This is a genomic window from Desulfocastanea catecholica (genome assembly GCF_054657295.1).
Window position 1 is genome coordinate 152,946 of the sequence record NZ_BAAHYZ010000009.1, and the last position, 25,334, is coordinate 178,279.

The window sequence follows — 25,334 nt, forward strand, 5'->3', positions numbered from 1 at the left end:
TGTTGCCGCCAGGTGCAGGTATGGGCCTGGGCATAGTGCCATTTTACCTCAAACAGTCCCTCGGTTTAGGAGCTGTTTGAGGTTTTTGTTGTTTAAGGAAAACCGAGAAAATAGAGCATACGGGGCTGGTGGATAATCCAGTCGGAAAGTTGGCGCTGCGCCTTTCCCTGATGCTGCACATCTGGAGAAAACATGTTGAACAAAGTAGAAACAGAAATTGGTGGAAAGACCATATCCATCGAAACTGGTAAAATTGCCAAACAGGCATCAGGGTCCGTCGTTGTACGTTCAGGAGATACCATGGTGCTGGTTACTGTGGTCGGTGCCGGCAAGAGCAAGCCGGACGCGGATTTTTTACCCCTGACCATTGAATATCAGGAAAAACTTGCTTCGGTCGGCAGAATTCCCGGAAACTATTTCCGGCGTGAAATCGGCAGGCCAAGTGATAATGAGGTGCTCACCTGTAGAATTATTGACCGCCCGCTGCGCCCGCTCTTCCCAAAGGGCTACTCGGCGGAAACCCAGGTTATTGCCACCGTCCTTTCTGCAGACCAGCACATCCTGCCGGATGTACTGGCCCTGACCGGAGCTTCATGTGCCCTGACCATTTCCAATATACCGTTTGCCGGACCGGTTGCCGGCGGTCGAATTGGTTATATCGACGGCCAGTATATACTGAACCCGACAATTGCCGAACTGGCCAAGTCATCGATGGATATAATGGTCGCCTGCACTCGAAAAGCCGTGGTCATGGTTGAAGGCAAGGTTGATGAGCTGAGTGAGGATGAAGTCCTCTCCGGTATTTTTTATGCCTTTGAGCATTTGCAGCCGCTTATCGATATTCAGGAAGAATTACAGAAATCTGCCGGCAAAACCAAGGCAGTGGTTGAGACGCCGAAGGTTGATGAGGCGCTTCTCGCCAAGGTCCGTGAAGTCGCGGCAGCGGGGATGGAAAAGGTTTTCAATACTTCTGACAAATTAGAACGCGGCACCGTCTATGATATGCTCAAGGATGAGGTGCTGACCGAACTTGATCCGGAAGGGGAAAAGAGCGGTGAAGTTAAAGAGCTGCTCTCCGCCTATAAAAAATCTTTCATGCGCGACAAGATCGTCAACAGTGAAATCAGGATCGGTGGACGAAAATTTAACGAAATCCGCGAGATTAAATGTGAAACAGAGTATTTGCCGCGTACCCATGGCTCAGCGCTGTTCACCCGTGGCGAGACCCAGGCGCTGGTAACCACAACGCTTGGCAGTGAGCGCGACAAACAGCGGGTGGAGACCCTGCAGGGGGAGCAGCTCAACCGCTTTATGCTGCATTACAATTTCCCGCCCTACTGTGTAGGTGAAGCACGATTTCTACGGGGGCCATCCCGTCGTGATATTGGTCATGGCACACTGGCCACCCGCGGACTTGAAGCGGTGCTCCCGGCGGAAGAAGATTTTCCCTATTCAATCCGGGTGGTCTCCGAAGTTCTTGAATCCAATGGCTCCTCGTCCATGGCCACGGTATGTGGTGGCAGCATGGCGATGATGGATGCCGGGGTTCCCTTGAAGCGACCGGTATCCGGTATTGCCATGGGACTGATAAAAGAAGGGGACAAGGTTGTTATCCTGTCGGATATTCTTGGTGACGAAGATCATCTGGGTGACATGGACTTCAAGGTTGTCGGCACCAGTGACGGTATTACCTCCCTGCAGATGGATATTAAAATCGACGGTGTTGATCGGGCCATCATGGGCAAAGCCCTTGAGCAGGCAAAAGAAGGACGTGTACACATTCTTACCGAGATGTTGAAAGGCATCACCAAATCTCGTGCTCAGGTTGTCGAACATGCCCCTAAATATATGGTTCATAAAATCAATCCGGATAAAATTCGCGATATTATCGGGCCTGGTGGCAAGATTATCAAGGAACTGTCCGCTGAATTCGATGCGAAGATTGAAGTTGATGATTCCGGCCTTATAAAAATGTTTGCCCTCAGTGGTGAGCTCGCCGATGCCCTTGTGGCAAAGGTGAAGGCAATTACTGCCGAGGCCGAAGTAGGGGCCGTTTATAAGGGCACGGTAAAAACAATCAAGGACTTCGGCGCCTTTGTCGAGATTCTTCCGGGCACCGATGGGCTGGTGCATATTTCCGAACTGGATGTTAAACGGGTGGCTAAAGTGACCGACGTGGTCAAGGAAGGCGATGTCATTGAAGTCAAGGTTCTCGATGTGGATAATCGCGGTCGGATCCGTTTGAGCCGTAAGGCTTTGATGGAGGAGTAACACCTCCTCGGTGCTGTTATGTTGTTTTGAAGCCGACTTTCTCTTCTGAGGAAGTCGGCTTTTTTCATAAAGAACGATCATAGATGATGAGTGCAATACACAGGGAGCACCAATGAAAGAGGAAAAAGTCAAAGTGTGCTGGCTGATTCCGGAAAATGAACGCGATCTGCATCTTCCGGGATATGAAACCGTGGGCGCAGCGGGCATGGATGTCGAGGCTGCGGTGCGTACAAACCTGATTATAGAGCCGGGTGAGCGGGTTCTTGTACCGACCGGATTGGGTGTTGCCCTGCCTGGCGGCTATGAATTGCAGGTGCGGCCACGCAGTGGCCTAGCTGTCAAATACGGTGTGACCGTCCTGAACAGTCCGGGAACAATTGATGCCGATTATCGTGGGGAAGTGAAGATCGCCCTGATTAATCTTGGGCAACATCCCTATACAATAACCAGAGGTGATCGCATTGCCCAGCTTGTTCTGGCACCGGTAGTCCAGGCAGTTTGGGTGGAAACGGCTGCTCTGGACACAACCGAAAGAAATTCCGGCGGCTTCGGGCATACAGGGGTTTGACAAAAATGCTTTTTTCAGTTCTGGGCAGTGGCAGCAGCGGCAATTCCGTCTATATTGAGAGCGGCAAAACCGGTATCCTTATTGACGCCGGGTTCTCCGGCAGAGAAATTGAGACACGGTTGAAATCGATCGGCCGTGACGTATCGAATGTCCGGGCACTGTGTATCACCCATGAGCACAACGACCATATCCAGGGAGTCGGAGTCCTTTCCAGGCGGTGCAAAATTCCCACATACGGCAATGGCGGGACATTTTCATCCGGGGAAAATCGCCTGGGCAGGCTCTTTGCCCGGACAGAATTTGAGACAGGGGATCTGCTGCAGATAGACGACCTGCAGGTTCGATCATTTCGTATTTCCCATGATACAGCCGATCCGGTGGGCTATGTGGTCAGTGACGGCAGGAGGAGTGTCGGCTATTGTACCGATACCGGCAGGATTTCCCATCTGATAGGCAGAAGACTGGCCGAATGCAATGGTCTCATCCTGGAGTTCAACCACGACCTGCAGATGTTGAAGAACGGTGTATACCCTTTGTCTTTGCAGCAACGGGTTCGGTCCAGCCAGGGGCATCTCTGCAATGAAGATGCGGCCGATTTTCTCGCCGGCCTTATTGGCGATCACCTTCGTGTCGTTGTGCTGGCTCATCTGAGTGAGAAAAATAACACTCCGGAACTTGCCCGAAAAGCGGCATTACTTTCTGTGCGGGAGTGGGGAGAAACCTCGCTGGTGACAGCTACCCAGGCGGCGCCAACATTGCTGATGGAACTGTAATACAGTCAGCATGGTTGGGCGCCGCGGCTGCCAACTTCGATGAGTTGGCAGGCATCAGCCGGCTTTAGGCAGGAGGATTCTTTTCTCTTTGGCTCTTTTGGGATTGGGTTTGTAGAGGACAATTGTCTTGCCGATTAACTGGACTAAAACGCTTGCCGTCTGTTCGGCGATGGTGATGGACGTATTGTGTTTATCCAGTGCACAATTGCTGCCGATTTTCACCTTGATCAACTCGTGGCGAAGGAGCTCGGTTTTGATCGTTTCTAAAAGTCCCGGGCTTAATTCTTCCTTGCCGATCTGGACAAAAGGGGTGAGGGAATGGGCAAGCCCTTTGAGAAATTGTTTTTGCCGGGTGGTCAGCGTGAGTGCCGGCTGAGACTTTTGTTCAGACATTCAAATATTTCCTTTAAAAATTAACTTATTGCAAGAAACAACACAGTCGAGAGACATAATATATTCTCACCCGATCAAATTCTTGAAAATTTCATAGCCGCCAACCCACGTACCTACTGCCGATCCAAGACCGGTAAGGAGAAAAACTAAAAAGACCCTGAGAAGACGATTTTTCCACCAGCCCGTGAAAGAACCGATATCTTCTCCAGCCGTTTCAAATTCCTTTACTACCGGCGGGCAGGCGATGACTTGAATAAATGCAGTAACGTAGCCGGCTCCTATGACTGGCGTCAGGCTGGTTATCGGGGCGGCGGCAAAGGCACTTAACGTTGTCAGAGGATGGGCCAGGGCCAACAGGGCGCCAATAGAGGCAGGGATGCCATTGGCGAGAATCCAGAAGAGAATATTATCTCCGGCGACAGAGATCCCTTTTTGCGAGGCAATGACCCCGAGAGAACCGATGATCATCAGAGGTATAGTCCATCCGGCTATTTTGTATCCCTGTGATACCGGGGGGATAAGGGTGACATCAGCAATCTTATGTTTATTGTCGACAGCAAATTGTCGGAGCATACCGGCAATGTGACCGGCACCGACCACGGCAACGATTCTTCTTCCGGGCGAGGACTTGATTTTTTCGACGAGATAAATATCCCGCTCATCAATCAGTACCCGCTTCAGATCAGGCAAGGTATCGCCCATCTCCTCCATTAACTCGGTCAGCACATCCTTTTGTTTAAGCTCCTGCAGTTTTTCTTCGGATATTTCGGTCTTATCAAACAGGCTTGCCAACAGCGAAGCGAGCAGATAGCCTTTTTTAAAAAAAGAAGTGGATTTCCACGCGCGACGAAGTGTTATGCGTACATCCCGATCGCAGAGGGAGAGAGGAATGTGCAGATCTTTTGCGGTTTGCGCAGCCATCAGCAGCTCCGCGCCAGGGGTGATACCGAGCCTGCCACCGAGTCGTTTCTGATAGGAGGCCATGAGGAGACCGACGAGCAGGGTGGAGAGTTGCTTGTCTTTGATAATTGTTTTTAAGTCAAGAGATTCCCAACGTTTTTTTTGCGTGAGGGCCTGATATCGCTTGTCGTCGAGTTCCAGGCAGACACAGTCGGGGTGTTCCTGCTCGATGACTTTTTTGACCAGGAGGACAGATTGTTGTGAAATGTGGGCGGTGCCGACAAGCAGGACAGTTTTGTCTCCGTGTTCGACAACATGGACATCGGTCCCATAGTTTGCATGGGCTGGGAAAGGTGCATCGGTTATTGGCATGGTTATTGTTGTTTGCTGAGAGTCTGTGAGCCGGTCGGAGACTATTTCTCGGATGAGCAAAACTCTTTTTGGTGTAGAGGAATGCTAACGTCAGGATGGAAGGTAGCCACTAATAAAAGCTTTGTCATGTAGAAATCGGAGCGAGCTGCGATATTTTGTGATGGCTGCAGGTTGCTGAGCTATACTTTTTTCAGTTTGAGCTGGGAACCCGGTTGAATACGATTTGACTTCAAATTGTTCCATTTTTTAATATCAGCAGTCGACGCACTGAATTTCCTGGAGATGGTCCAGAGTGAATCCCCGTTTTGTACATTATACCATTCATACGGGGTATCGGCTTTGGTATTTGCAAATTTCTTTTTGTCAGCTTTCAAGGAAGCGACGGAGGGCGCAGTTTTTCCAACCTTCATGGTATTGTCCTGGTCAATATACAGAGCAATTTGTTGCCCGGCCCGTATGGAGTGAGCATTTTTTAAACCATTCCAGCGAACAACCATTTCAGGTGGTATGTTATATCGTTTGGCTATTTTTGACAGCGTATCGCCTGGCTTTATCCGGTGCAGGACAAGATTCTCCCTGGAGGCGATCAGAGCTTTCGACGACCCTTCGGGCAGGAGCTGGTAGCGAACGGTGCTGTAGGGAATTCTCAGGTTTCGGCCGGAGGCAAGTTTGTTGCTACGCAGGTCGTTTACCTTGAGGAGAGTCGTTTTGTTAACGTCATATCTTTTACTGATTTGCGTTAACGTATCACCCTTTTTAACCTTGTGGGTTTTGTAGTCGGTGCTGACAATACTGTGCAGACGGGAAAGGTTTTTCGACGCGATCGCTGCTGTTTGATGCGGTATTTTCACGGCATAGTGCTCTCTATTGGGAGGCGTTTTGCCAAGCCGCAGCTCTTGATTCAACTGTTGTATTTTTTTGGTGCTGGTGTTGCTGATCAGGGCAACAGCCTCAAGGCTCATGCCTGGGCCTACCGTGAGTGTGTCATAGCGGACATCTTTATGATACTTTACATCAGTGAAACCAAATTTCTCAGGATTCTTGGCGATCAGGAGTGCAGCAATAAGTTTTGGTACATACCGTTTGGTTTCCAGGTGCAGATATTCTTGAGCGGCCAAATCCCAGAAGTTGTCAACGTTATGCTTTTTTAACCCGTTGCGGATTGTTCCCGGTCCCCCGTTATAGGCGGCAACGGCAAGATGCCAGTCATCGAATTCTTTGTACAGATCAGCGAGATAGGTTACGGCGGCCCTGGTAGACTTTAATGGATCGCGGCGTTCATCGACGTATTTGTCGACCTGCAGGTCGTATTGCTTGCCGGTTGCCTGCATGAATTGCCAGAGTCCCACTGCTTTTGCACTGGAGCAGGCCAGTGGGTCATAACCACTCTCAATCATGGCCAGATAAACCAGGTCTTTGGGTAGCCCGCCTTCCTCCAGTTCCTTCTCCATCATTGACCGATAGATTGTTGATCTGGCCAACCACTGGCTAAATTGATTTCTCTGCTTGGTTTGAAAAAGGTCGAGGTACATCTTCACTTTGTTATTCAGTACTACGGGAAAGTCATAAACGCCACTGTCGGTGAGGGGAGCAATGTCCGGTAACGGTTTTTCATCCCAGGTCCCCGTTTGGCTGAGGGCCACCAGTTCTTCGTCGAGACACACCTTGGACTCGGTGTTATTGAGTTCCTCTTCGGAGAGTTCAGCAGTGGCCTTTTCCAAGGCCTCCCGGGTGGAAAAATCTGGAGCTTTGCCAAAATTGTTGTCGTTTGCACAACTTGACAGAAAAATTGCAAAAAACGATAGAGCGAAGCCTTTCGCAAGCGTTGTATATAGGGAAGTCATTTGTCGAATTGTTCGTCGTCCGTGACAGGAAAGTTTATGAAAAAGACAGACAAATTCGTAATTAGCCTGTTGAGATATGTCGGCTAACCATGTACATTCTTTGCTGTCCGGCGGAAAATATAACTGGCAACTATTTAAAACCGAACTGCTGAGTAAATGCAAGGTTTATACCCCAATCATGGTCAGGGTTGGCTTGATATACCCTGTCAGATGTCCTTTGCACAAAAAATAATTTGAAATCATGTTGAAAAAAATATTTATTTTCGCAGTAATCGTTTGTGTCATTACGATTGGAGCTGTGCTGGGATATGTTTATCGGTTGGTCGTCTTAGAACCTGGGGAGGAGATTCAGATTGAGAATATCCGTTCCATTCTCGGTAAAGAAAGTCATGTATATTATAGTGACGGGGTGACGAAACTTGGCGTTTTTTTTGACACTGCGCATCGTCAATATATTACCTACAATGAGATTCCCGAACAGTTCATCAATGCCATGGTGGCTTCGGAAGATAAAAGGTTTTTCGAACATTTCGGCTTCGATATTGTCGGCATCGGTCGAGCAATGGTGAAAAACATTCAAGCCGGCCGAGTGGTTCAGGGTGGCAGCACCCTGACGCAGCAGACAGCAAAGAATCTCTTTAAACGAACCGAAAGATCACTTGAGGCAAAAGTCAAGGAACTCCTTTTTGCTTTACGGTTGGAATATTACTACCCAAAGGAGCAGATTTTTGAATTTTATGCCAATCAATTCTACGTGAGTGGCAATGGTCATGGGTTAGGAATTGCAGCGCGATACTACTTTGATAAAACGCCGGGCGAATTATCGCTTATTGAGTGTGCTTTTATTGCCGGAAGCGTAAAAAGACCGAATTATTATAATCCGTTTATTAAAAAAACCGAGGAGGCATCCGAGCTTGCCCGATCCCGGGCAAAAATTCGTTTGAAATATGTTCTCGATAGCATGCGGGATCTGGGCATGATCGACGCTTTCGCCTACAACGAAGCAGTCAATGGCGAAATTGAGTTTAACAAAGGCAAGGTTGGTTTTGACCTTGACTACGCAATGGAATTAGTCCGGGATGCCGTTTCCTCAACCGAGGTGCTCGATGCTCTTCTGACCCATGGCGTGGACAATATCGCAACCTCTGGAGCACGAGTGATCACCACCATTGACCGAGAGCTTCAGGCGGATACACTTGCCATTCTGCGTGGAGAGCTTTCCAGACTCGATGTCCGCCTCAGGGGGTATGAACGGCAGGAGGTGCAGGCCGAGCTGGCTGACCTTGAGTATACTGGAGATTCGGTGCTGCAAAAAGATGCATTTCTCTTTGGCCATGTGGAGAAGATTACCGGCAAAGGAAAAAATATCCACATTACGGTCTCCCTCGATAAACAGTTGGGTCAGGGGACGATAGACGCCGCTGGACTTGCCGATCTGGTCACGGCAAGACTCAAGTGGCAGAAGAATCGCTGGAGTGAAACAGAGAAGGGAGACCAGGCTAATCTGGTCGCCCAACTGCTGCCAGGCGATAGAGTGTGGGTAAGTGTCCGTGAGATTACGGAAAATGAAAATGCGATGCTCGAGTTACAAAAATATCCACAGGTGCAGGGTGGCGCTTTGGTTCTGCGCAATGGGAATATAAAAAGCATGGCAGGCGGGACAGAGAACCGCTTCTTCAATCGGGCTGTCAGCGCGAGAAGGACCATGGGCTCATCCTTCAAACCGCTGGTGTACACGGCAGCCTTGCAGCTTGGCTGGAACAGCGCCGATATGTTGAATAACCGTCGGAATGTCTTTGTCTATCATAATCAACCCTACTATCCACGACCGGACCACACCAGCCCCCATGCCTGGGTCTCTATGAACTGGGCCGGGGTGCACTCGGAAAATCTTGCCTCTGTATGGCTGGCGGCGCATCTTTGTGATCAGCTTACCCGCGCACAGTTGATCGAGGTTGCTGAAAAGGTTGGCCTGGGACCGAAAACAGTCGATGGCCAAGAAGAACCATACCGGGCCTATCGGGCAAAAATCCGTGATCGTTACGGTATCCAGATCAATCGCGAAATCCTGCGCGCCACGGCCTACCGTCTGGCGGTTAAAAATCTGGAAACGGATTTTATATTTGATAGAATGATGAAGGAATACCAATGGTTGAAGGAATTACCGTACGGGCTTAATTATGAGGATTTTTCCCGCCGGATTGATAGAGAACTGGCGCAGCAGGGAACGAATCTTGCCGGATATGAAGTGAGTGAACTGAGGTTGCGCAAGACCCTTCTTGCCAATCATTTTCGTCTGCTCGAACCGCTTAGAAAAGAATTGACAACCTACCGGCTGCTTATCGAACCAGCTGATGAATTTGCCGAGCCTGATGTTTTTGCTTCTGCAGGTGCATTTTCGCTCTATACGGACAGGCAGACCGGCGAGTATTATTTTATGCGACAACAAAACGTGGCGCCAAACCTGTCTTATGTGAACCCGGTTGAACTGCGGGATCACCTTGCCTGGCTGGGGAATGAAGAAAAGGTACGATTCTGGGAAAACATCAGGTTGAATGGTAGGTTGACCGTCGCGGCCTTTGATATGGTGGCCGAACAGGTAGAGTATGAGTACGAAAAGCTCAGCATTGAATTGCCCTACAGTATTGAGGTTCTTGCCCAGGTAGAGGATTTTCGCATTACCGTAGGGCTCTATTATCTCATTCACCTGGCGGAGCAGCTCGGCATTAAAAGCAGTCTTGAGCCGGTACTCTCTTTTCCCCTCGGGTCAAATGTTGTCACCTTGCTTGAAGCCACCAGAATGTATGAAGGACTGGTCACCGGACAGGTTGCTACCTTCGGCGATAGTGAGCAGGAGGAAAACAACGATGCCATGGCGATTCTCGATCGTATCGAGTCAGCCGAGGGGGACATTCTTTTTCAGCCGAAGCCGGTAAGAAAACAGGTGGTCGACGCCAAGGCCAGCATGGCGATCGGTTCGATTCTTGAAAATGTTGTGAAATTCGGTACTGGACGAGGGGCCACGAAAGAAGTCAAACTGCAGAGTGACGACCAGGTGCCTGGAGCAAAGGGGACCAAATTGAATCTTGTCGTGCCATTACTCGGCAAGACCGGCACAGCGAACAATTATACCAATGCTTCTTTTTTTGGTTATTTGCCGGAAATGACTGAAAACGGAGTGGCAATGACCCTGCGGGACGGGTATGCTGTCGGAGTTTACGTCGGGTTTGACAATAATGATCCGATGCGGCGGAAATCAAGTCGTATAAGCGGGTCTGCCGGTGCCCTACCCGCATGGAGTAAGATTGCCACGGTACTCTTGCGGGAGCAGGATTACCTCGGCCGGCTTGACCCGGTGGGGCTTTCTTCCAATGATCTGGCGATCAAAAGGGACGACCTCGGCCAGTTAAACGTCGCGGTACAACCGGATCAGGGCGGAAAGGTCATTGAACCAGTGGTTCAGGTAAGCGACACAATGCGTTCTCAACCATCAATTCTGACTTTTGGCCGGAAGACCGACACCGGTCGCCTTGTCATGGACAGAAGTTTTCAGCCATTCTGGAAGACGGCAGCTGAAGCTGGACAGTGACGGGTCGACTTCTTTGCAGAATTATTGAACATGATTATGTACTCCTAAAAAGTAAATCCCGTTAATAAAACAAGAAAAAATATCAACGCCAAACCGATTGAGAAAAACTTATGAAGAAAATTATCCAGGGTGCCTTTGTTGCTTTTTGTATTGTCCATCTGGGTGGCTGCGCCCTTCCGGAAAAACCGATGATAGACCAACCTCCTTCAACGCCGTCTACTCTTCCCTCATCACCGGTCTATATTCCGGAGAATATTGATGGTCCAAGTTTAGAGCGGCCAAAGTATATGGATATCGGGGAGCAACAGGAAGAGCCGATTCAAGAAAGTGGCGGGGTCGTGCTACCCTCTGACCTGTATATTAATGACAGAATTTCTGAGTACGAGCGAAAGCTTGACCGCTGGGAAGAATTGGACCGTCAGTCGCTTACCATGAAGTTGAAAGATGAAGAGGCAGTGCAAATGGTCCGCTGTTTTCGCCGGTTACAGGACGTGCTGAACGGCTATACCGAATTGCGCGACAAGATGCTCCAGGCCGATACGATGGATGTTGCAACAAAAATCAGTAATGAGGAAATATTTGACCTGCAAAGGAGTGATATTGCCTTTTTGGAAAACTCCTGCGGTCGTCTCCTGGATGATGCCGAAGATAAAGGAGCCGGCTGGAAGCAGCCGACGGTCGGGACCGATCTGTTGCAGCTGGAAACCCTGATTGACAGATATGCAGCTGATAAGCAATACGATGGTGTCATCGAGACGTGGCTGAAGATCCCCGAATCTGAACGTGGCCGGATAAGTCTTCGAAGCAAAATTCTTTACGGCAACGCGCTGATCCACCTCCGGCAGGAGCAAAAAGCGGCGGAGATGTATCAGCAGGTGGTCGATAAGATGTCCGCTTCCGAAGAACAGGCCACCGATCTGGTTTCTCTGCGCAAGTTGCTGGCCGATCTCTATACCGCCTCGGGTAATTACCCCTCGGCATCCACCGAATACAAAAAAATTTCCGAGGACTCTCTGAAAATTGGTCAGCTTGAAGAATGGTCCAAACTGCAATTGTCGTTACTCGAGAGCTCTCGGCAAGACAGCCCGGAACTCAACGATTTTTCTGAAATACTCAGAAACTTCTTAGGATACGTCCCTGAGCGAGATGGATATAAGATAGTCTGGCAGGCTGAGAAATTTATGAACAGCTATCCGTATTCACTGGTTATATCAAATGTAGACCTGATGAAAGATTCAGTCTCGAATGACGCAGACAAGTGGTTTAACGGTTTCATGACAAAAGTAGATGGACTTGCCGCTGAAAAGAAATTTTCCGAGGCCCTTCGGCTTCTGGAAACCATGCCGACCGATATTCTCGGCGCAGACAAACAGATGCAGCTTCAGGCAAAATATGAACAACTGTCTCAGGCTGAGGCGGTCGAAAACGAAACAGGTAAAATGGTTGTGATGCAGGACCTGCAGGACCAGTGGAACAACGGCATGTTGCTGGTCAATAGCCAACGATATGAAGAGGCAATCGGAGTATTCACCAGTCTGCTTGATACTGAATACTCCGCCAAGGCTAGAGCAAAAATTAGTGAATTGACACTGGATGCGGCAAACGCTGACCGAAAAAAAGCAGCCGATCTGTTTATCAGATATACCAAGACGACTGATCTGGAAAGTCGCAAGAAACTCCTGGTGGAATCACGCAAATATTTGAAAAATATTCTTGTCAAATATCCCGAAGTGGAAATTGCCTCCAAAGTGCGGGGTAATATTGAGCGGGTCGAGCAGGAAATGAACGCTATCGACCCTAACCTGGTATTTATGGCTGACTAGAACGGTGCCCCTCCGGTTCAGGGTGATGGAATTGATAGCGCATTTATCATGCCGCCGGTGAAAACGACGCTGGGAGCACAGCCGCCTATCACACAGTGAACATTGCCAAGCTGGGGGCAAGACAAGGCCACTGTTGCACACAACAGTGGCCTTGTCTTGCCGGTTATTCTTTCAGGCGAATCTTTAGCAATCCCTCCACCACACTGATAGAGTCAACGCCGTCGGCAAAGGTTTTCCAGAAACCCTCGTCTGCACCGAATTCATTGATGAGATCTATATTCTTCATTCCGCCCAGCCAGGCGTTGGGCATGGGAACCCCCATAAGACTGACACCCCTTAATTTAATTACCGGCCGTCCTTCCCGATAGGCCAGTTCCGCCCCGGTGTTCACTTTCAGTGTTTTTCCGCCGAGTACTGGAAAATCGGCATCCAGCGGAATGAGCAGTTTGATACTGACCATATTTTCCGCAAGATCGATGGCCACTTTGTCTGCCAGATCAGTGTTTTTGGCAACCATGGCGTTCAATTCACGTTCGGTGAAATCAATATCCCGAGTCGATCCGACTTCACTGTATTGTTCCGGCACCAGGGTGCCATCTTTGGTGTATTCGCTCTTTTTCGGGGCAGCCTGCTGCTTGAAGCCCTCAAACCTTTCCAGTTTTGCCGTCAACTGTTGTGATTCCTTTGGCGTCAGCACCACAGGTTTAAAGGGAGCTGGAAAGAGAAATAATTTTATCACCAAGGCGGTCGCGACGATGGCTAAACACGTCGACGCGAACACCATCCCCAGCACCTGCATGCCGGAAAAACTCTGCTTTGGTTTTTGTGCTGTTTGACTTGGTAGCTCTTCTGTCATAGTTTTTTTCCTGTTATCTGTTGTGTTCGAGGTATGCAGTGCACCGGAAAATGTGCGGTAACTTATTACAGTTCTATTGTATAACAAAAACGTATTAAACGTTATTCTATTTTGTCGGGTGAAAAGATCAAAATTCAACAGGAGATGACCATGGCAAAAAAAATTCTCGTTCCTCTTGCCGAAGGCTTTGAAATGATCGAAGCGCTGAGTGTTGTTGACGCCTTTCGTCGAGCCGGAGCTGATGTCGATTTAGCGGCAATCGGCGATGCTCTGCTGGTGACCTCGTCGCATAATGTACAGGTCATGGCCGACAGTTTACTTGTGGATTGCAAGGAAAAAAACTATGATTTGATCGTCCTCCCCGGTGGGATTCCCGGGGCTGAAAATCTGAAGAATTCACCCGTTCTGGCAGAACTCTTACGCAAACAGAATGACCAAGGTAAATTCTACGGAGCCATCTGTGCTTCTCCTGCTGTTGTGCTGCAACACCATGGACTGCTGCAAGGCAAGAGAGCGACCTGTCATCCCTTCTTTGCCGATCAGTTGACCATTCAGGAGAAGGCCGGGGAAAGTGTCGTTATCGATAAAAACTGTGTCACCGGTCGAGGCGCGGGTACCTCTATTGAATTTGCACTGGAACTGGTCGGTCTTTTGCTGGGAGAAGCGAAAAAGAAAGAGGTAGCCAAGGGCATGGCCATTCATGGGTGATGCCTGGCACCCCTATGTTTTCCGGCAGGACAAATAGATTTTTCCTGCCGGAACCTGTCTAACTATGACCATTGTCCAGCGAATGGGTAAGGAGATCCTCGAGTGAGACAAAGTTAAGGGTGATTTCGTGGGTTGCGGCCAGGTTGACCAAAGGTGCAGCGCCATGGTCCAGGGCCTCTTTCCACCGCGAGGCGCACAGACACCATCGATCCCCCGGCTGCAAACCCGAGAAGCCGGCCATGGGCATGGGGGTGGATAGATCATTGCCCCTCTTTTTTGAGAAATCTAAAAACTCTTCAGTTACCTGTACACAGACGCCATGGACCCCGTAATCATCGGCAGTCACTTTGCAGCTGCCTTCCCGGGTAAAACCGGTCAACGGTTCGATACTGCATATCTCCAGAGGGGTGCCGAGAACATTTTTATATTCAGTCATACAAGTTGTCCTTTTCTGCAATGGCAAATAATAATCCCAAACGCCTCCTTGCCTCGTCCAGTTCTTCTTATATTAATAAGTGATTGCCTGCAAATGGCAAATTATTTCTGTGTGTTGTCCGTCCGCAGAACGGTCTGTAAAAGTCGGTAGGTAAAGCCCCACAGATAGTAGTCATCGAGAGGGTAGGCAGGGAAAAGGCGGCCTGGAGCCATCTCCACGTCTTCATGCAGGTCCATGTTTTGAAACAGCTGAGTCTCGAGCCAGTATGCGCCCTGGATCTCCCGCCGGCAAAGCGAAAGGGGCGGGGGGCTTGAGATGGTGAAGAGGAACGGCTGCACCCAGAGAGGCCTTCGGAGGTTGAGACCTGCCGGCTCAAGGGAAAAGCGTCGCTGCAGTTGCGCGGCATTGAGGAGGATGCCGGTTTCTTCTTTTGTCTCCCTGATGCAGGTGGCCAGGAGGTCCGGGTCATGAGCTTCCTTTCTGCCGCCGGGAAAAGAAAAATGGCCGGACCATGGATCTTCCGGGTGAGCAACTCTCCTCAGAATGAGAAAACTCTCGCAGGGCGCAAGGCTTTTTATAATAGCAACGGCGGCAGATGCCGTTTGGGGCAATTTTGACATGTTTTTACAACGCCATCAAGTTGAGGTAATTGCTGCGTGTTGAGTGAAAATCATTCTTACTATAAAATACCCATTTTCTTTTAAAATGCAACTCTGCCCGGCGCTCCACAGGGCAGAGGCCGTGTTCAACTGGGCATGGACATCCCTTTGGAAATTGTTATACTCTTGCCTGTGTGGTCAACGGAAAGATTGAATTGTTTAAGATTATGGTAAAAGTGGGGAGATTAGCATGAAGCATGACGTGACTGTTTTTAAGCCGTATCCGTTCCAGGTCGGCCAGAAAATTCGTATTGAAGGTTCTCGCCGTCAAGGAGATTGGGAGATTGCCGCCATCGACGAACACAAAATCACCCTGAGGTGTCCTGTCTCGAAAAAAGAGTTTGCCTGGGCCAAATTCTGTTATCTGGTCGAGGAGGAAAAAGGGGTGGAATGGCCTCGGCTGCCATAGACTTGAGAGAAAAAAACTATGTGCCTGTTGTTCCTGTCATATCGAACTACCCCCGGCTACAGGCTGGTCGTCGCCGCCAATCGGGATGAGTTTCTTCGTCGGCCGACTGCCCCACTGGCTTTTCTCGATGCAGAGAAAACGATACTTGCCGGGCGGGATCTGCAGGGCGGCGGCACCTGGCTCGGCATTACCGCGCAGTTGAAATTTGCCGCGATTACCAACTATCGGCAACCGGAAACGAACCGCGCGGATGCCCCCTCCCGCGGGGAGATCCTCATGGATTATCTTACCGGTCACCAGGATGCCGGACATTATGTGCATGCACTGGCTGAGAATGGTGGCGGCTATAACGGCTTTAACCTGCTTCTTGGCGACAGGAGGGATCTTTATTATTATTCCAATAGATCGGTCGGACCGCAGCTTCTTGCTCCCGGTTTTTACGGTCTCAGCAATCATCTGCTGGATACGCCCTGGCCTAAAGTGGTTCGAGGCAAGGCACTGCTCTATCAAGACATGGTGGAGACGAAGCACCTGGATCCCATGCTGCTCTTTACTCCGCTTGCCGACAGCCTTCGTCCACTGGACGAACAGTTGCCGGACACCAAAGTTGGCCTCGAGTGGGAGAGGCTGTTGGGCACTATTTGCATCGATGGCGTCGATTACGGCACCCGGTCTTCGGCGGTGGTCACCGTCGCTGATGGCGGGAATATTGAGTTTATAGAAAAAACGAGGCACAAATCAGCTGCACAGGGTATCACCAGCAAATTTGTCCGTCATACTATGCAAGCCTAGGTGACGCGTCCTCCTCTTCCGGCGGACAGGTGTGATACTAAGCGAGTATCGGCGGTAAGTCTGCCGGATTTCTCAGGGCGGAAATGAGCGTTTCCGTCTTGAAATACCGCTCGAGGATAGCCCCGTTCGCTGCAAGAACGGGGATCGCTTTTGCGGCAATTCGTCCTGCTGCGTCGTTGAAACCGTATTCCTGTTTTATATAGACTCCGGCGGCTCGGATTAAGGCCTGAAGGGTCTCCTTCATATTTCCTTCTGCACTATACCAGGCGCGCTCGAGTACTTCATGCACCTCAAAAAAAAGTCCCAGGTTCCAGAGTATCACCCCTTGATGTATTGGGTCGCTGATATCCGCATGCATTTTTTCAAGGGCCTTAGTGTAGCGGGCATAGCGATCTTCAAGGTAAGCACGATAATATTCGGCAAGATGCTGTTGCCGGTAGTAGGCCACAGTTTGCCTCAGTGTATCGGTACTTCCGGTCTCCACCGCTTCAGCCAGGCCTTCCGACAGGTTGTTGCGGATATCCCGGCTCAGCCGGTCCTCAAAAGGGTTAAAGAGCGTATCGGTCATAATGCTTTCCGTTTGCTGAATGAGAGGGAAAAGAAGCTGTCCTTTTCTTCACAGGTTATTCTCCCATGGTAGGCTGCTGATGTTCATGTTTCTTGATGACATAATAGAGGACCGGCACCGCCATGCGACTGACGAGCAGGGAGGCGATTTCACCGAACATCAGTGACAGCGCCAGCCCCTGAAAGATCGGATCGGCGAGGATTACCGAGGCGCCGATAACCACCGCCAGCGCGGTGAGCAGCATGGGCCTGAAGCGGATCGCCCCGGCGTCGACCACCGCCTTGGCCAGCGGTTCCCCCTGGCGGAGGCGGAGTTCGATAAAATCGACCAGAATAATCGAATTACGCACGACAATACCCGCTCCAGCCATGAAGCCGATCATTGAGGTAGCGGTAAAAAATGCACCGAAAGCCCAGTGGGCCGGCAGGATACCGATGAGCGAGAAGGGGATCGCCGCCATCACCACCAAGGGCGTGACATAGTTTTTGAACCAGCCGACCATGAGCATATAGATAAGCACCATGACCACACAGAAGGCCAGACCAAGATCGCGGAAGACTTCAATGGTGATATGCCACTCACCGTCCCATTTCATGGCCGGTTCGCTCTCGGAAAAAGGCTGGCTCAGGTTGTAGAGCTGCACCTTTTCCTGCCGACCACCAAAATCCCGGCCATCGAGTTCGGCAAGTGTTTTATTCATGTCAAAGATGGCGTAGACCGGGCTTTCCACCGTCTCGGCAACATCACCGGTAACATAGATGACCGGCTTGAGGTTTTTGCGATAAATGGGTTGTTCGACCGGCTGTTCGGAAACGATGACCAGCTCGCGTAAGGGGACTAAAGGTGCCGATGGATTCATGTCGGAGCGCAGGGAGATGTTCAGGAGCGATTCCACCCTGGCGCGATATTCCGGCGGGAGTTCCAGGACAATTTCCACACTCTCCTTGTCGGTCGGCAGGTGATAGAGATCAACTGCATAGCCCTGTACGGCTGTCTCGACGGCCCGGGTAATCTGTTTTTCGGAGATGCCGTTCAGAGCGGCTTTCTCCTTGTCAACGCTCAAGACCCGGCGCTGACGAGTTTCCTCCCGGAACCAGTCGACATCGACCACGCCGGTGGTCTCGGTGAATATTTTTCTCACTTCGGTGGCAAGTTTTATCCGTGCGGCATCGGTCGGACCGTAGATCTCCGCCACGAGGGTCTGCAGCACCGGCGGTCCGGGCGGTACCTCGGCGACAGCCACGTCGGCGCCGAATCTGGCGGCAATCGCCGCCAGCGGAGGACGAATCCTCGTGGCGATATCGTGACTTTGGAGGGACCGCTTGTCTTTGGCCAGCAGGTTGACCTGAATATCCGCCACGGTTGGCCCGCTGCGCATGAAGTAGTGGCGGACCAGACCGTTGAAATTATACGGTGAGGCGGTACCCAGGTAGATCTGGTAGTCGGTGACCGCCGGATCCTGCCGGATTGTATCGGCCATCTCCTGTGCCACCCGTGCCGTCTGCTCAAGGGTGGAACCTTCCGGCATGTTGAGGATTACCTGAAATTCACTTTTGTTGTCGAACGGCAGCATTTTCACCTTCACCAGGCCAAAATAGACCATGGAACAGCTGGCCAGGAGCATGGCGGTAATGGCGGCAAAAAAAACTATCCGCCAGCCGTTATGGGCAAGCAGCGGGTCCATGATCCTGTGGTAGATGCGCGTGAACCAGTCGTCGGGTGCCGTCGCATCGCCATCATGGGCAGTCGATTGCCGGTCTTTTTTCAGGATATGCGTGGCCGCCCAGGGAGTAACGGTAAAAGCGATGATCAGGGAAAAGACCATTGCCGCCGAAGAACCGATGGGAATAGGCCGCATATAAGGCCCCATCAGGCCGCCGACAAAGGCCATGGGCAGGATGGCGGCAATGACCGCCAAGGTCGCCAGGATAGTCGGATTACCGACCTCGGCGACCGCCTCGATGGCCACGGCTGTCTTCGATCTGTTCTTGCTGTCGGGCAGGCGGAGGTGCCGGACGATATTTTCCACCACGACGATAGCATCGTCGACCAGGATACCGATGGAAAAAATCAGTGCGAAGAGAGTAATGCGGTTGAGGGTATAGCCATAAAGATAAAAGACCAGCAGGGTGAGGGCCAGAGTCGAGGGGATGGCCAGCATGACCACGATCGATTCGCGCCAGCCGAGAAAGAACAGGATGAGCAGTGCCACCCCGAAAACGGCGATAGCCATATGCAGCAGGAGCTCGTTGGACTTATCCGAGGCGGTAGCCCCGTAATCGCGGGTGACACTTACTGTAAGATCGGCCGGAATGAGGCTTCCTTTCAGGTCGTTTACTTTTTTCAGCACATCGCGAACAACGGATACGGCATTCGCCCCAGGGCGTTTGGCAATGGTCAGGGTGACCGCCGCTTCCTGTCCCTGACTCTGCGTGTCGCCATAGAGAACATAATCTGATGGTTCTTCGGGACCGTCACTTATCCTTGCCACTTCATGGAGATATATTGGTCGTCCGCCAGAGACGCCGATGACAATGCGGCCGATTTCCTCACCATTTTTCAGAAAGCTGCCGGTCTGGACCCGGATTTCCTGGTTGAGGGACTTCAGGCTGCCGGAATGGGACTGACTGTTGGCCGCCTGAATCTTCGGGGCGATTTCAGAAAGAGAAAGGTTTCTCGATGCCAGTAACAGCGGATCGAAGTGGATGGTTAAGACCCTTCTGGTGCCGCCGATGATTTTCGTCTCCGCCACCGCATGGATATTTTTGATGGCGTCATCAACCTCGGCGGCCAGCCGCCGCAGGGTGTAATGATCATATTTTTCGCCATGGAAGGTCAGTGCCATGATGGGCACATCGTCAATGATGTGCGGCTTGATAATCGGTTGTCCGACGCTGTGCGGGATGCGGTCGAAATTGGTGGCCAGTTTCTGGTTGAGGCGAACGATCGAGGTCTCCAGATTTTCTCCGACATAAAAACGAACCACGAGAAGACTCTGGCCAGCCATGGACGTGGAGTAGATATATTCTACTCCGGGCAATTCGTAGAGCAGTTTTTCCATCGGGATGGTCAGCCGTTGCTCAATTTCTTTCGGGGTGGCGCCGGGCATGGCCACCAGCACGTCGATCATCGGTACTTTAATCTGTGGTTCTTCTTCTCTTGGCAGCAGAACAATTGCCAGATAGCCGAGAAGAAGGGAGGCAATGATACCGAGCGGCGTCAGCTTGGAGCTGATAAAAGCCCGAGCCAGACCACCGGCAAAACCGGTCGTGTTGTTGGCAGACGAATGCTTGGAATCCATGTGTCGGTTACCCTGCTTGGTGTGACAATGAAAAAACTATTGAATAACTACCGGTTGTCCATCAAGAAGGTTCTCATGGCCGGCGGTGATAATCTTTTCACCCTCGGAAAGCCCGCTGAGGATTTCTATGTGGCCATCTCCTGGTGATCCGGTTCGCACCAGACGGAGTCGGGCCGTCTGCTCCTGCACGACAAACACCCGTTCCATCTGGCCAAAAGGGATGACCGCAGGAGTGGGAACCATCAAGGTTTCCGCCTCGTCCATGGTCAGGGTAACTCGGGCAAATTGCCCTGAACGGAGGCGGGGATCGGATGCAATACGCAGTTTTATCGGTGCCGACCGGGAAGAGGGGTCTGCCACCGGAGAAACCTCGGCGACAGTTCCTTCGATGGACAGATCCACGGAGGGTATGAAAACCGGCAGCCGGTCATCCTTGTGTATGCGGAGGAGCATCGCCTCTGGAATGTCGGTTATCACCTGAAAATTATTTTCCTCTTCCAGATAGAGCAGAGGCTTGCCGGGAGTTGCCAAATCCCCGATGTTCGATATTTTTTTAGTGACAATGCCAGAAAAAGGAGCGGTGATCCTCGCATAGTCGAGCATGGTCAGCGCCTCTTTATAGGCGGCTTCTGCTATTTTTGTGCTGTCACGAAGAGATTTGACCATTTGCGGGGTCGCAGCGTTTTTCTTTAACAGGTTTTCTTCCCTGGCAAGGTTACGCTGGGCCTGCTCGAGTTGCGCTTTCGCCTGCTGCCCCTGGGCGGCAATTTCTCCGGCCCGGAGGTGCACCAGGAGTTCTCCCTGCTGCACCTTCGAGCCAAGGTCGACCGGAAGAGAAATGATATTACCGGTTATCTTCGAGGAGATTTCCGCCCTTTCGACGGCCTGCACGGTGCCGACGACTGCAACCTGATGCGCAGCTTTTTGTTTTGTCACCTGCGCCGCGGATACCGTGGCTGACGGCAGAGATGCCGGAACATGAGCGGATTCCGGCTCATTTTTGTCACAGCCGGTTAGAAAAGCAGTGAGGGTCATAATGAGAAATATCCATGCCCATTGGTTACACTTCATTGGCTACTCTCCTTTACCGATATTATTTTCCTGGAAACTGTTCAAGTCCTGTCGCCCTGCGCAGGTTGGCAATTGCCACCTGATACCCCGCTTTGGCCGCAAGTTGTCTGGCCTGGGCATCGGAGAGGCGCATTTCAAAATCAATCAGATCAGAAGCAAGAATGACCCCCTCAGCGAATCGGGCCCGACCGAGACGAATAACCTCGGTGGCGACGCCGACCATTTTTTCGGTGACGGTCAGTCTTTTTTTCGCCTGTTCGTAGTCAAGCCGGGCCTGTTGAATTTCCAGGTGCAACGCAAGCTCGGTTTTTTTTCTGATGCTTTGAATTTCCTGTAATTTCAACCGGGCCTTGGTGACTTCCGAGGCACTCTTTTTGCCGTCGAAGAGGATGTAGTTCATGCGTATCCCGGCCATCCAGGAATTACCGGCTTCGCCAAGCACCGAGCCGCTATCGATCTGGTACCCGGCAAACGCATCAACGGACGGCAAGGTGCCCCCTTGAGCTTTGTGCAGTTCAGCCAGCGCCGCCTGTTCAACCGCCTCGAGTCTTCTGAGTTCCTGACGGTTGCTGTAATCGAAGGAATGCGGCAATTCTTGATCAGCCATGCTGTCGAGGGCGATGGTGATTTCACCTTCACGAAGGCCGAGAAGGTTGAGAAAGCTGCGCTTGGTCAGTTCCAGCATGTGCCTGCTTTGAATAAGGTTCTCGTCGGCTCGTGAATGCTGCAATTCAAGATTGAGCAGATCCTGTTGCAGCAAGTCTCCGGCAGCAAATCTGGCCCTGGCAACCTCGAGGGTGGCGGTGATCGAGAGCAGTGCTTCCTCGCGGACAGTGACCATTTTTTCCGCTTGAATAATGGCCAGGAAGGTCTTGACCACCTCAAAGGCAAGCTGCTGGTGGACTGCCGCCAGATCGGTCCGTGACACGTTAATGTGTGCTGCGGCCGCCGCCTGCTCCGCCTGATCCCTGCCGCCATTGTAGAGCCGGTAGCTGACCTGAGCCTTGAGCTGCAGGTTGTCGGTTCTGCCGGGATCATTGAAATCGATGCTGTTATCAAAAGCACCCTGGTTAAGAATAGTCCCAAAGGAATACATGGGATTGTTGGTCTGGCCGTATTCGGTGGAGACGTTAACCAGAGGATAGTCGGAAGAGTGGGCCATGGCGGCAGCCGCCATGGCCTGTTCAATGCGTTTTTTGGCAATGGTGCTGTCCGGATTGCCGTCAAGGGCAAGGGCTACTGCCTGCTCTGCAGTCCAAACCTCCGGGATATGAACAGCCGATTGGCCGGCCTTGGCCGTATGTCCCATGCCATAACTTGCCAACAGACTGAGAGTTGCAAAAATAAGAAATATTTTCATGTGCTTACCTGTTGTCTGTTGTTCTTGTAATGCCTTGTTTGTTCAGGTATTTAATCATAAGGTAAAATAGATTAAATCGTTGCCTCTGCATTGTCAAAGAAAAAGTTGCCGGTTGGTCATGCATTTTTCCTGTCTTTTCAAGGTGAAGCTTCGTTGACGACAGAGGAGTAAATGTGTATATGCACTTTGTAAATATCTATCGCTAATAGGTTGTCAGGTCAAGCGAATAAAGGTTTCTCCGGCTGGAAGTGAAGGAGAAGGAAAGGACGTTGTGCGATACCGGGATACCATGCACGGAAAAGATATTGTATCATATTCCGGTTTGTGACTAGGAGGCTGTCCAAGAAATTTTTGTGAGTTTTGACCAGGAGGAGAGCTGATGGCAGGCTAAACCTTGTTTGACAAATTATGGGACAGCTATAGAGTTGAAGACCGTTCCGATGGGACGTCACTGCTGTATATCGATCGGCATTTACTCCATCAGGTCACCTCGCCACAGGCCTTTGAAGGGCGGAGCCGGCAAAATGTTCATTGTGGCCGTCATGGTTTTCAGGCGTTTTTCCAGGGCCTTGATGTCGACAGGCTTGGCCAGGTAGCTGCTCATTCCAGCGTGCAGGCATTTGTCCTTATCTCCGGCCATGGCGTAGGCTGTCAGGGCGATGATGGGGATATTGCGCACATGTTGGTAGGTATCTGAAGTCCGTATGATTCTGGTGGTTTCGATGCCGTCAAGCCCCGGCATCTGCACGTCCATGAGGATAATATCAAAATGATGTGTTTTGAGGAGTTCAAGTGCAGACTGCCCGTCACCGGCAATTGTTGCCCGGTGACCGAGCTTGGTAAGAATAGCCTGGAGGATCTGCTGGTTGATCTGTTCATCCTCGACAACCAGGGTGGCTAGGCGACGATGCGGACTGGTAAGAATGGGTGTCGGCAGAGGTGCAGGCTTTGGTGTCAAGCAGCTCTCCCCCTTACCGACTACCAGGGTGAAGGTGACAGTCGTGCCCTGGGCAGCATTTCTTTGTAACTGCACTGTACCCTCCATCCGTGTTACCAGCTGTCTGACGATACTGAGGCCAAGGCCAGTCCCCTTGACTTTTTTCTGTCGCGACGATTCGATCTGGGTAAAGGGCTCGAACAGCTTGTCGCCGATGTCTGCCGGGACGCCGATACCTGTATCGGCAATGGTGCAGGCAAGGCGTATCCGGTTATCGCCAAGCGTTTCCAGTGTTCTGATATCGATGCGAATTTCGCCCTGCTCCGTAAACTTCACCGCATTGCCGACCAGATTATAAAGAATTTGCCGGATGCGCACGTGGTCGGCGACAAGAATTTCCGGCACGTCCGGGGCGACCGAACACAACAGGCTGACCTTTTCATGGTTTATGGCGGTTGTAAAAGAGGTTATCAGTGGTTTGACTATTTCCCTGATCTGGAATTCTTCCGGGGTCATTTGTAATTTCCCCGCCTCTATTTTGGCATAGTCGAGGATGTCGTTGATAATGGTCAGCAGGCTTTCCCCCGAGGCCATTGCCGTGGCAACATATTCAAGCTGCTCGTCATCAAGAGTGGTCATGGTCAAGAGCTGGAGCATGCCCAGCACACCGTTCATCGGCGTTCTCACTTCGTGGCTCATATTTGCCAAAAACTCCGATTTGGCCTTGTTCGCGGCAAAAGCCTGTTCCTTGGCGGCCTGCAGCTCGAGCATTATTTTTTTTCGCGACGAAATATCCCGAGTGACGCCAATGATACCGGTGAAATGGTTGGCGCTCTCCGGGAGGGGAGAGGCGATACTCTCTACCCATATTACCTCGCCGCCGGCTGTTTTGATCCTCGACTCCCAGTGCAGCGATTTCTCCTTCGTCACAACGAGTGACCGGAAATGATCAGCGGAAAAAGGCGATGCGCAAATGATTTCCTGGTGAATTTTTCTGACAGCTTTTTCCAGTGGAAATTCGGTAAGATGGGGAAAAGATGGGCTGACGTATTGGGGGATCAGCTCTTCGTTGGTGGTCCAGATGACATCGTGGACATTATCAGCCAGTAACCGGTAGAGGTGCTCACTTTTTTTGAGTGCTTCTTCGGCGCATTTTCTGTCGGTAATATCCCTGGCAATGGCCATATAAAGGTCTTTCCCATCGATGGTCAGCCGCAGGGCACTGACCTCAACCGGAAAATCCGTACCATCTTTTTTAATATACGTCGTCTGAAATGTGGTGCTGCCTTTTTGATGAAGTTGCATTGCCAATTGGCCGTTATTCGCAAAATTCTTGTCAAGGCAGATATCAAATGGTTTTTTTTGCAGCAGCTCTTCGCGGGTGTAGCCGAGTCGCTTGCAGGCGACATTATTAACGTCGGAAAAATATCCGTAATTTGCACTCTTTTGGTCCAGAGAGATAACAAACATCGCATCATTGGCATAATTGAAGAGTTTGCGATATTTGTTTCTGCTCTGGACAAGTTTTGCCGTTTGGTGTCGGCAAATGGACAGGTCCTCGGCAGTCGGTAGATCCGGCCCACGTTGATGTCCGGCAATCTCCTCGAGCATTGCGATGCGTTGTCGTACCTGCTGCAGCTCAGACTGGAGTTGTCGAATGTGTCGTGAAGGCATGGTCGGCTGTGTGTTAGGTGTTAAGCCGGT

Annotated in this window: 19 protein-coding genes; 8 read left to right on the forward strand and 11 right to left on the reverse strand. The window is 51.0% G+C overall.

Going from position 1 to position 25,334, the window contains the following annotated elements:
- The first annotated feature begins 192 nt into the window (after positions 1-192).
- The 3 genes from pnp to ACYQ8U_RS10480 all read left to right on the forward strand — a co-directional run bounded on the left by pnp (position 193) and on the right by ACYQ8U_RS10480 (position 3,612).
- Positions 193-2,271 (forward strand): polyribonucleotide nucleotidyltransferase, encoded by a 2,079-nt coding sequence (pnp, locus tag ACYQ8U_RS10470; RefSeq protein WP_459945487.1) that lies wholly within the window; start codon positions 193-195, stop codon positions 2,269-2,271.
- Between the two features lie 112 nt (positions 2,272-2,383).
- A complete protein-coding gene (gene dut, locus ACYQ8U_RS10475) occupies positions 2,384-2,839 on the forward strand; it encodes a dUTP diphosphatase (protein ID WP_459945488.1) in 456 nt (151 codons plus the stop codon).
- Positions 2,840-2,844: 5 nt separating this feature from the next.
- Complete coding sequence (locus ACYQ8U_RS10480) at positions 2,845-3,612, forward strand: MBL fold metallo-hydrolase (protein ID WP_459945489.1); 768 nt, start codon at positions 2,845-2,847, stop codon at positions 3,610-3,612.
- 54 nt (positions 3,613-3,666) lie between these two features.
- Here the strand turns inward: ACYQ8U_RS10480 and yhbY are convergent, their stop codons facing one another.
- From yhbY to ACYQ8U_RS10495, 3 genes are all read right to left on the reverse strand, one after another.
- The gene (yhbY, locus tag ACYQ8U_RS10485; RefSeq protein WP_459945490.1) at positions 3,667-4,005 is read right to left on the reverse strand and encodes a ribosome assembly RNA-binding protein YhbY; all 339 of its coding nucleotides are present in this window, start codon (positions 4,003-4,005) and stop codon (positions 3,667-3,669) included.
- Between the two features lie 66 nt (positions 4,006-4,071).
- On the reverse strand, positions 4,072-5,277 hold the full coding sequence (locus ACYQ8U_RS10490; protein WP_459945491.1) for a TraB/GumN family protein: 1,206 nt from the start codon (positions 5,275-5,277) through the stop codon (positions 4,072-4,074).
- Positions 5,278-5,456: 179 nt separating this feature from the next.
- Positions 5,457-6,998, reverse strand: a complete 1,542-nt coding sequence (locus ACYQ8U_RS10495) for a LysM peptidoglycan-binding domain-containing protein (protein WP_459945492.1) — start codon at positions 6,996-6,998, stop codon at positions 5,457-5,459.
- A 421-nt stretch (positions 6,999-7,419) separates the two neighbouring features.
- Here ACYQ8U_RS10495 and ACYQ8U_RS10500 point away from each other — a divergent pair, with 421 nt between their 5' ends.
- Together ACYQ8U_RS10500 and ACYQ8U_RS10505 are read left to right on the forward strand one after the other, a co-directional pair.
- Positions 7,420-10,710 (forward strand): transglycosylase domain-containing protein, encoded by a 3,291-nt coding sequence (locus tag ACYQ8U_RS10500; RefSeq protein ID WP_459945493.1) that lies wholly within the window; start codon positions 7,420-7,422, stop codon positions 10,708-10,710.
- A 110-nt stretch (positions 10,711-10,820) separates the two neighbouring features.
- Positions 10,821-12,533 (forward strand): tetratricopeptide repeat protein, encoded by a 1,713-nt coding sequence (locus ACYQ8U_RS10505; protein ID WP_459945494.1) that lies wholly within the window; start codon positions 10,821-10,823, stop codon positions 12,531-12,533.
- Positions 12,534-12,696: 163 nt separating this feature from the next.
- Here the strand turns inward: ACYQ8U_RS10505 and ACYQ8U_RS10510 are convergent, their stop codons facing one another.
- The gene (locus ACYQ8U_RS10510; RefSeq protein WP_459945495.1) at positions 12,697-13,389 is read right to left on the reverse strand and encodes an arginine N-succinyltransferase; all 693 of its coding nucleotides are present in this window, start codon (positions 13,387-13,389) and stop codon (positions 12,697-12,699) included.
- A 150-nt stretch (positions 13,390-13,539) separates the two neighbouring features.
- Here ACYQ8U_RS10510 and ACYQ8U_RS10515 point away from each other — a divergent pair, with 150 nt between their 5' ends.
- Positions 13,540-14,097 (forward strand): DJ-1 family glyoxalase III, encoded by a 558-nt coding sequence (locus ACYQ8U_RS10515; RefSeq protein ID WP_459945496.1) that lies wholly within the window; start codon positions 13,540-13,542, stop codon positions 14,095-14,097.
- A 58-nt stretch (positions 14,098-14,155) separates the two neighbouring features.
- Here the strand turns inward: ACYQ8U_RS10515 and ACYQ8U_RS10520 are convergent, their stop codons facing one another.
- Together ACYQ8U_RS10520 and ACYQ8U_RS10525 are read right to left on the reverse strand one after the other, a co-directional pair.
- A complete protein-coding gene (locus ACYQ8U_RS10520) occupies positions 14,156-14,533 on the reverse strand; it encodes a DUF2237 family protein (protein ID WP_459945497.1) in 378 nt (125 codons plus the stop codon).
- Positions 14,534-14,634: 101 nt separating this feature from the next.
- A complete protein-coding gene (locus tag ACYQ8U_RS10525; protein ID WP_459945498.1) occupies positions 14,635-15,153 on the reverse strand; it encodes an NUDIX hydrolase in 519 nt (172 codons plus the stop codon).
- Positions 15,154-15,382: 229 nt separating this feature from the next.
- Between ACYQ8U_RS10525 and ACYQ8U_RS10530 the strand changes: the two genes are divergently transcribed.
- Positions 15,383-15,601 (forward strand): hypothetical protein, encoded by a 219-nt coding sequence (locus tag ACYQ8U_RS10530; RefSeq protein ID WP_459945499.1) that lies wholly within the window; start codon positions 15,383-15,385, stop codon positions 15,599-15,601.
- A gap of 18 nt (positions 15,602-15,619) precedes the next feature.
- Positions 15,620-16,393: an NRDE family protein gene (locus ACYQ8U_RS10535; protein ID WP_459945500.1), complete on the forward strand. Its 774-nt coding sequence runs from the start codon at positions 15,620-15,622 to the stop codon at positions 16,391-16,393.
- A 37-nt stretch (positions 16,394-16,430) separates the two neighbouring features.
- On the opposite strand, the gene ACYQ8U_RS10540 is transcribed toward ACYQ8U_RS10535, so the two are convergent.
- The 5 genes from ACYQ8U_RS10540 to ACYQ8U_RS10560 all read right to left on the reverse strand — a co-directional run bounded on the left by ACYQ8U_RS10540 (position 16,431) and on the right by ACYQ8U_RS10560 (position 25,304).
- A complete protein-coding gene (locus tag ACYQ8U_RS10540) occupies positions 16,431-16,961 on the reverse strand; it encodes a DUF309 domain-containing protein (RefSeq protein ID WP_459945501.1) in 531 nt (176 codons plus the stop codon).
- 55 nt (positions 16,962-17,016) lie between these two features.
- Positions 17,017-20,262, reverse strand: coding sequence for an efflux RND transporter permease subunit (locus tag ACYQ8U_RS10545; protein ID WP_459945502.1), 3,246 nt, complete (start codon positions 20,260-20,262; stop codon positions 17,017-17,019).
- A gap of 36 nt (positions 20,263-20,298) precedes the next feature.
- Entirely contained in the window at positions 20,299-21,333 is a 1,035-nt protein-coding gene (locus tag ACYQ8U_RS10550; RefSeq protein WP_459945503.1) for an efflux RND transporter periplasmic adaptor subunit, read from the reverse strand.
- A 22-nt stretch (positions 21,334-21,355) separates the two neighbouring features.
- On the reverse strand, positions 21,356-22,693 hold the full coding sequence (locus ACYQ8U_RS10555; RefSeq protein WP_459945504.1) for a TolC family protein: 1,338 nt from the start codon (positions 22,691-22,693) through the stop codon (positions 21,356-21,358).
- Positions 22,694-23,165: 472 nt separating this feature from the next.
- A complete protein-coding gene (locus tag ACYQ8U_RS10560) occupies positions 23,166-25,304 on the reverse strand; it encodes a PAS domain S-box protein (protein ID WP_459945505.1) in 2,139 nt (712 codons plus the stop codon).
- Positions 25,305-25,334 lie beyond the last annotated feature (30 nt).

Bases quoted from the DNA above. Each gene is read 5' to 3' on its own strand.
- ACYQ8U_RS10530 (WP_459945499.1), top strand. From the start codon at position 15,383: ATGAAGCATGACGTGACTGTTTTTAAGCCGTATCCGTTCCAGGTCGGC.
- ACYQ8U_RS10555 (WP_459945504.1), bottom strand. From the start codon at position 22,693: ATGAAAATATTTCTTATTTTTGCAACTCTCAGTCTGTTGGCAAGTTAT.
- ACYQ8U_RS10535 (WP_459945500.1), top strand. From the start codon at position 15,620: ATGTGCCTGTTGTTCCTGTCATATCGAACTACCCCCGGCTACAGGCTG.
- dut (WP_459945488.1), top strand. From the start codon at position 2,384: ATGAAAGAGGAAAAAGTCAAAGTGTGCTGGCTGATTCCGGAAAATGAA.
- ACYQ8U_RS10510 (WP_459945495.1), bottom strand. From the start codon at position 13,389: ATGACAGAAGAGCTACCAAGTCAAACAGCACAAAAACCAAAGCAGAGT.
- ACYQ8U_RS10545 (WP_459945502.1), bottom strand. From the start codon at position 20,262: ATGGATTCCAAGCATTCGTCTGCCAACAACACGACCGGTTTTGCCGGT.
- ACYQ8U_RS10490 (WP_459945491.1), bottom strand. From the start codon at position 5,277: ATGCCAATAACCGATGCACCTTTCCCAGCCCATGCAAACTATGGGACC.
- ACYQ8U_RS10515 (WP_459945496.1), top strand. From the start codon at position 13,540: ATGGCAAAAAAAATTCTCGTTCCTCTTGCCGAAGGCTTTGAAATGATC.
- ACYQ8U_RS10505 (WP_459945494.1), top strand. From the start codon at position 10,821: ATGAAGAAAATTATCCAGGGTGCCTTTGTTGCTTTTTGTATTGTCCAT.
- pnp (WP_459945487.1), top strand. From the start codon at position 193: ATGTTGAACAAAGTAGAAACAGAAATTGGTGGAAAGACCATATCCATC.
- ACYQ8U_RS10540 (WP_459945501.1), bottom strand. From the start codon at position 16,961: ATGACCGATACGCTCTTTAACCCTTTTGAGGACCGGCTGAGCCGGGAT.
- ACYQ8U_RS10480 (WP_459945489.1), top strand. From the start codon at position 2,845: ATGCTTTTTTCAGTTCTGGGCAGTGGCAGCAGCGGCAATTCCGTCTAT.
- yhbY (WP_459945490.1), bottom strand. From the start codon at position 4,005: ATGTCTGAACAAAAGTCTCAGCCGGCACTCACGCTGACCACCCGGCAA.
- ACYQ8U_RS10550 (WP_459945503.1), bottom strand. From the start codon at position 21,333: ATGAAGTGTAACCAATGGGCATGGATATTTCTCATTATGACCCTCACT.
- ACYQ8U_RS10520 (WP_459945497.1), bottom strand. From the start codon at position 14,533: ATGACTGAATATAAAAATGTTCTCGGCACCCCTCTGGAGATATGCAGT.
- ACYQ8U_RS10525 (WP_459945498.1), bottom strand. From the start codon at position 15,153: ATGTCAAAATTGCCCCAAACGGCATCTGCCGCCGTTGCTATTATAAAA.
- ACYQ8U_RS10560 (WP_459945505.1), bottom strand. From the start codon at position 25,304: ATGCCTTCACGACACATTCGACAACTCCAGTCTGAGCTGCAGCAGGTA.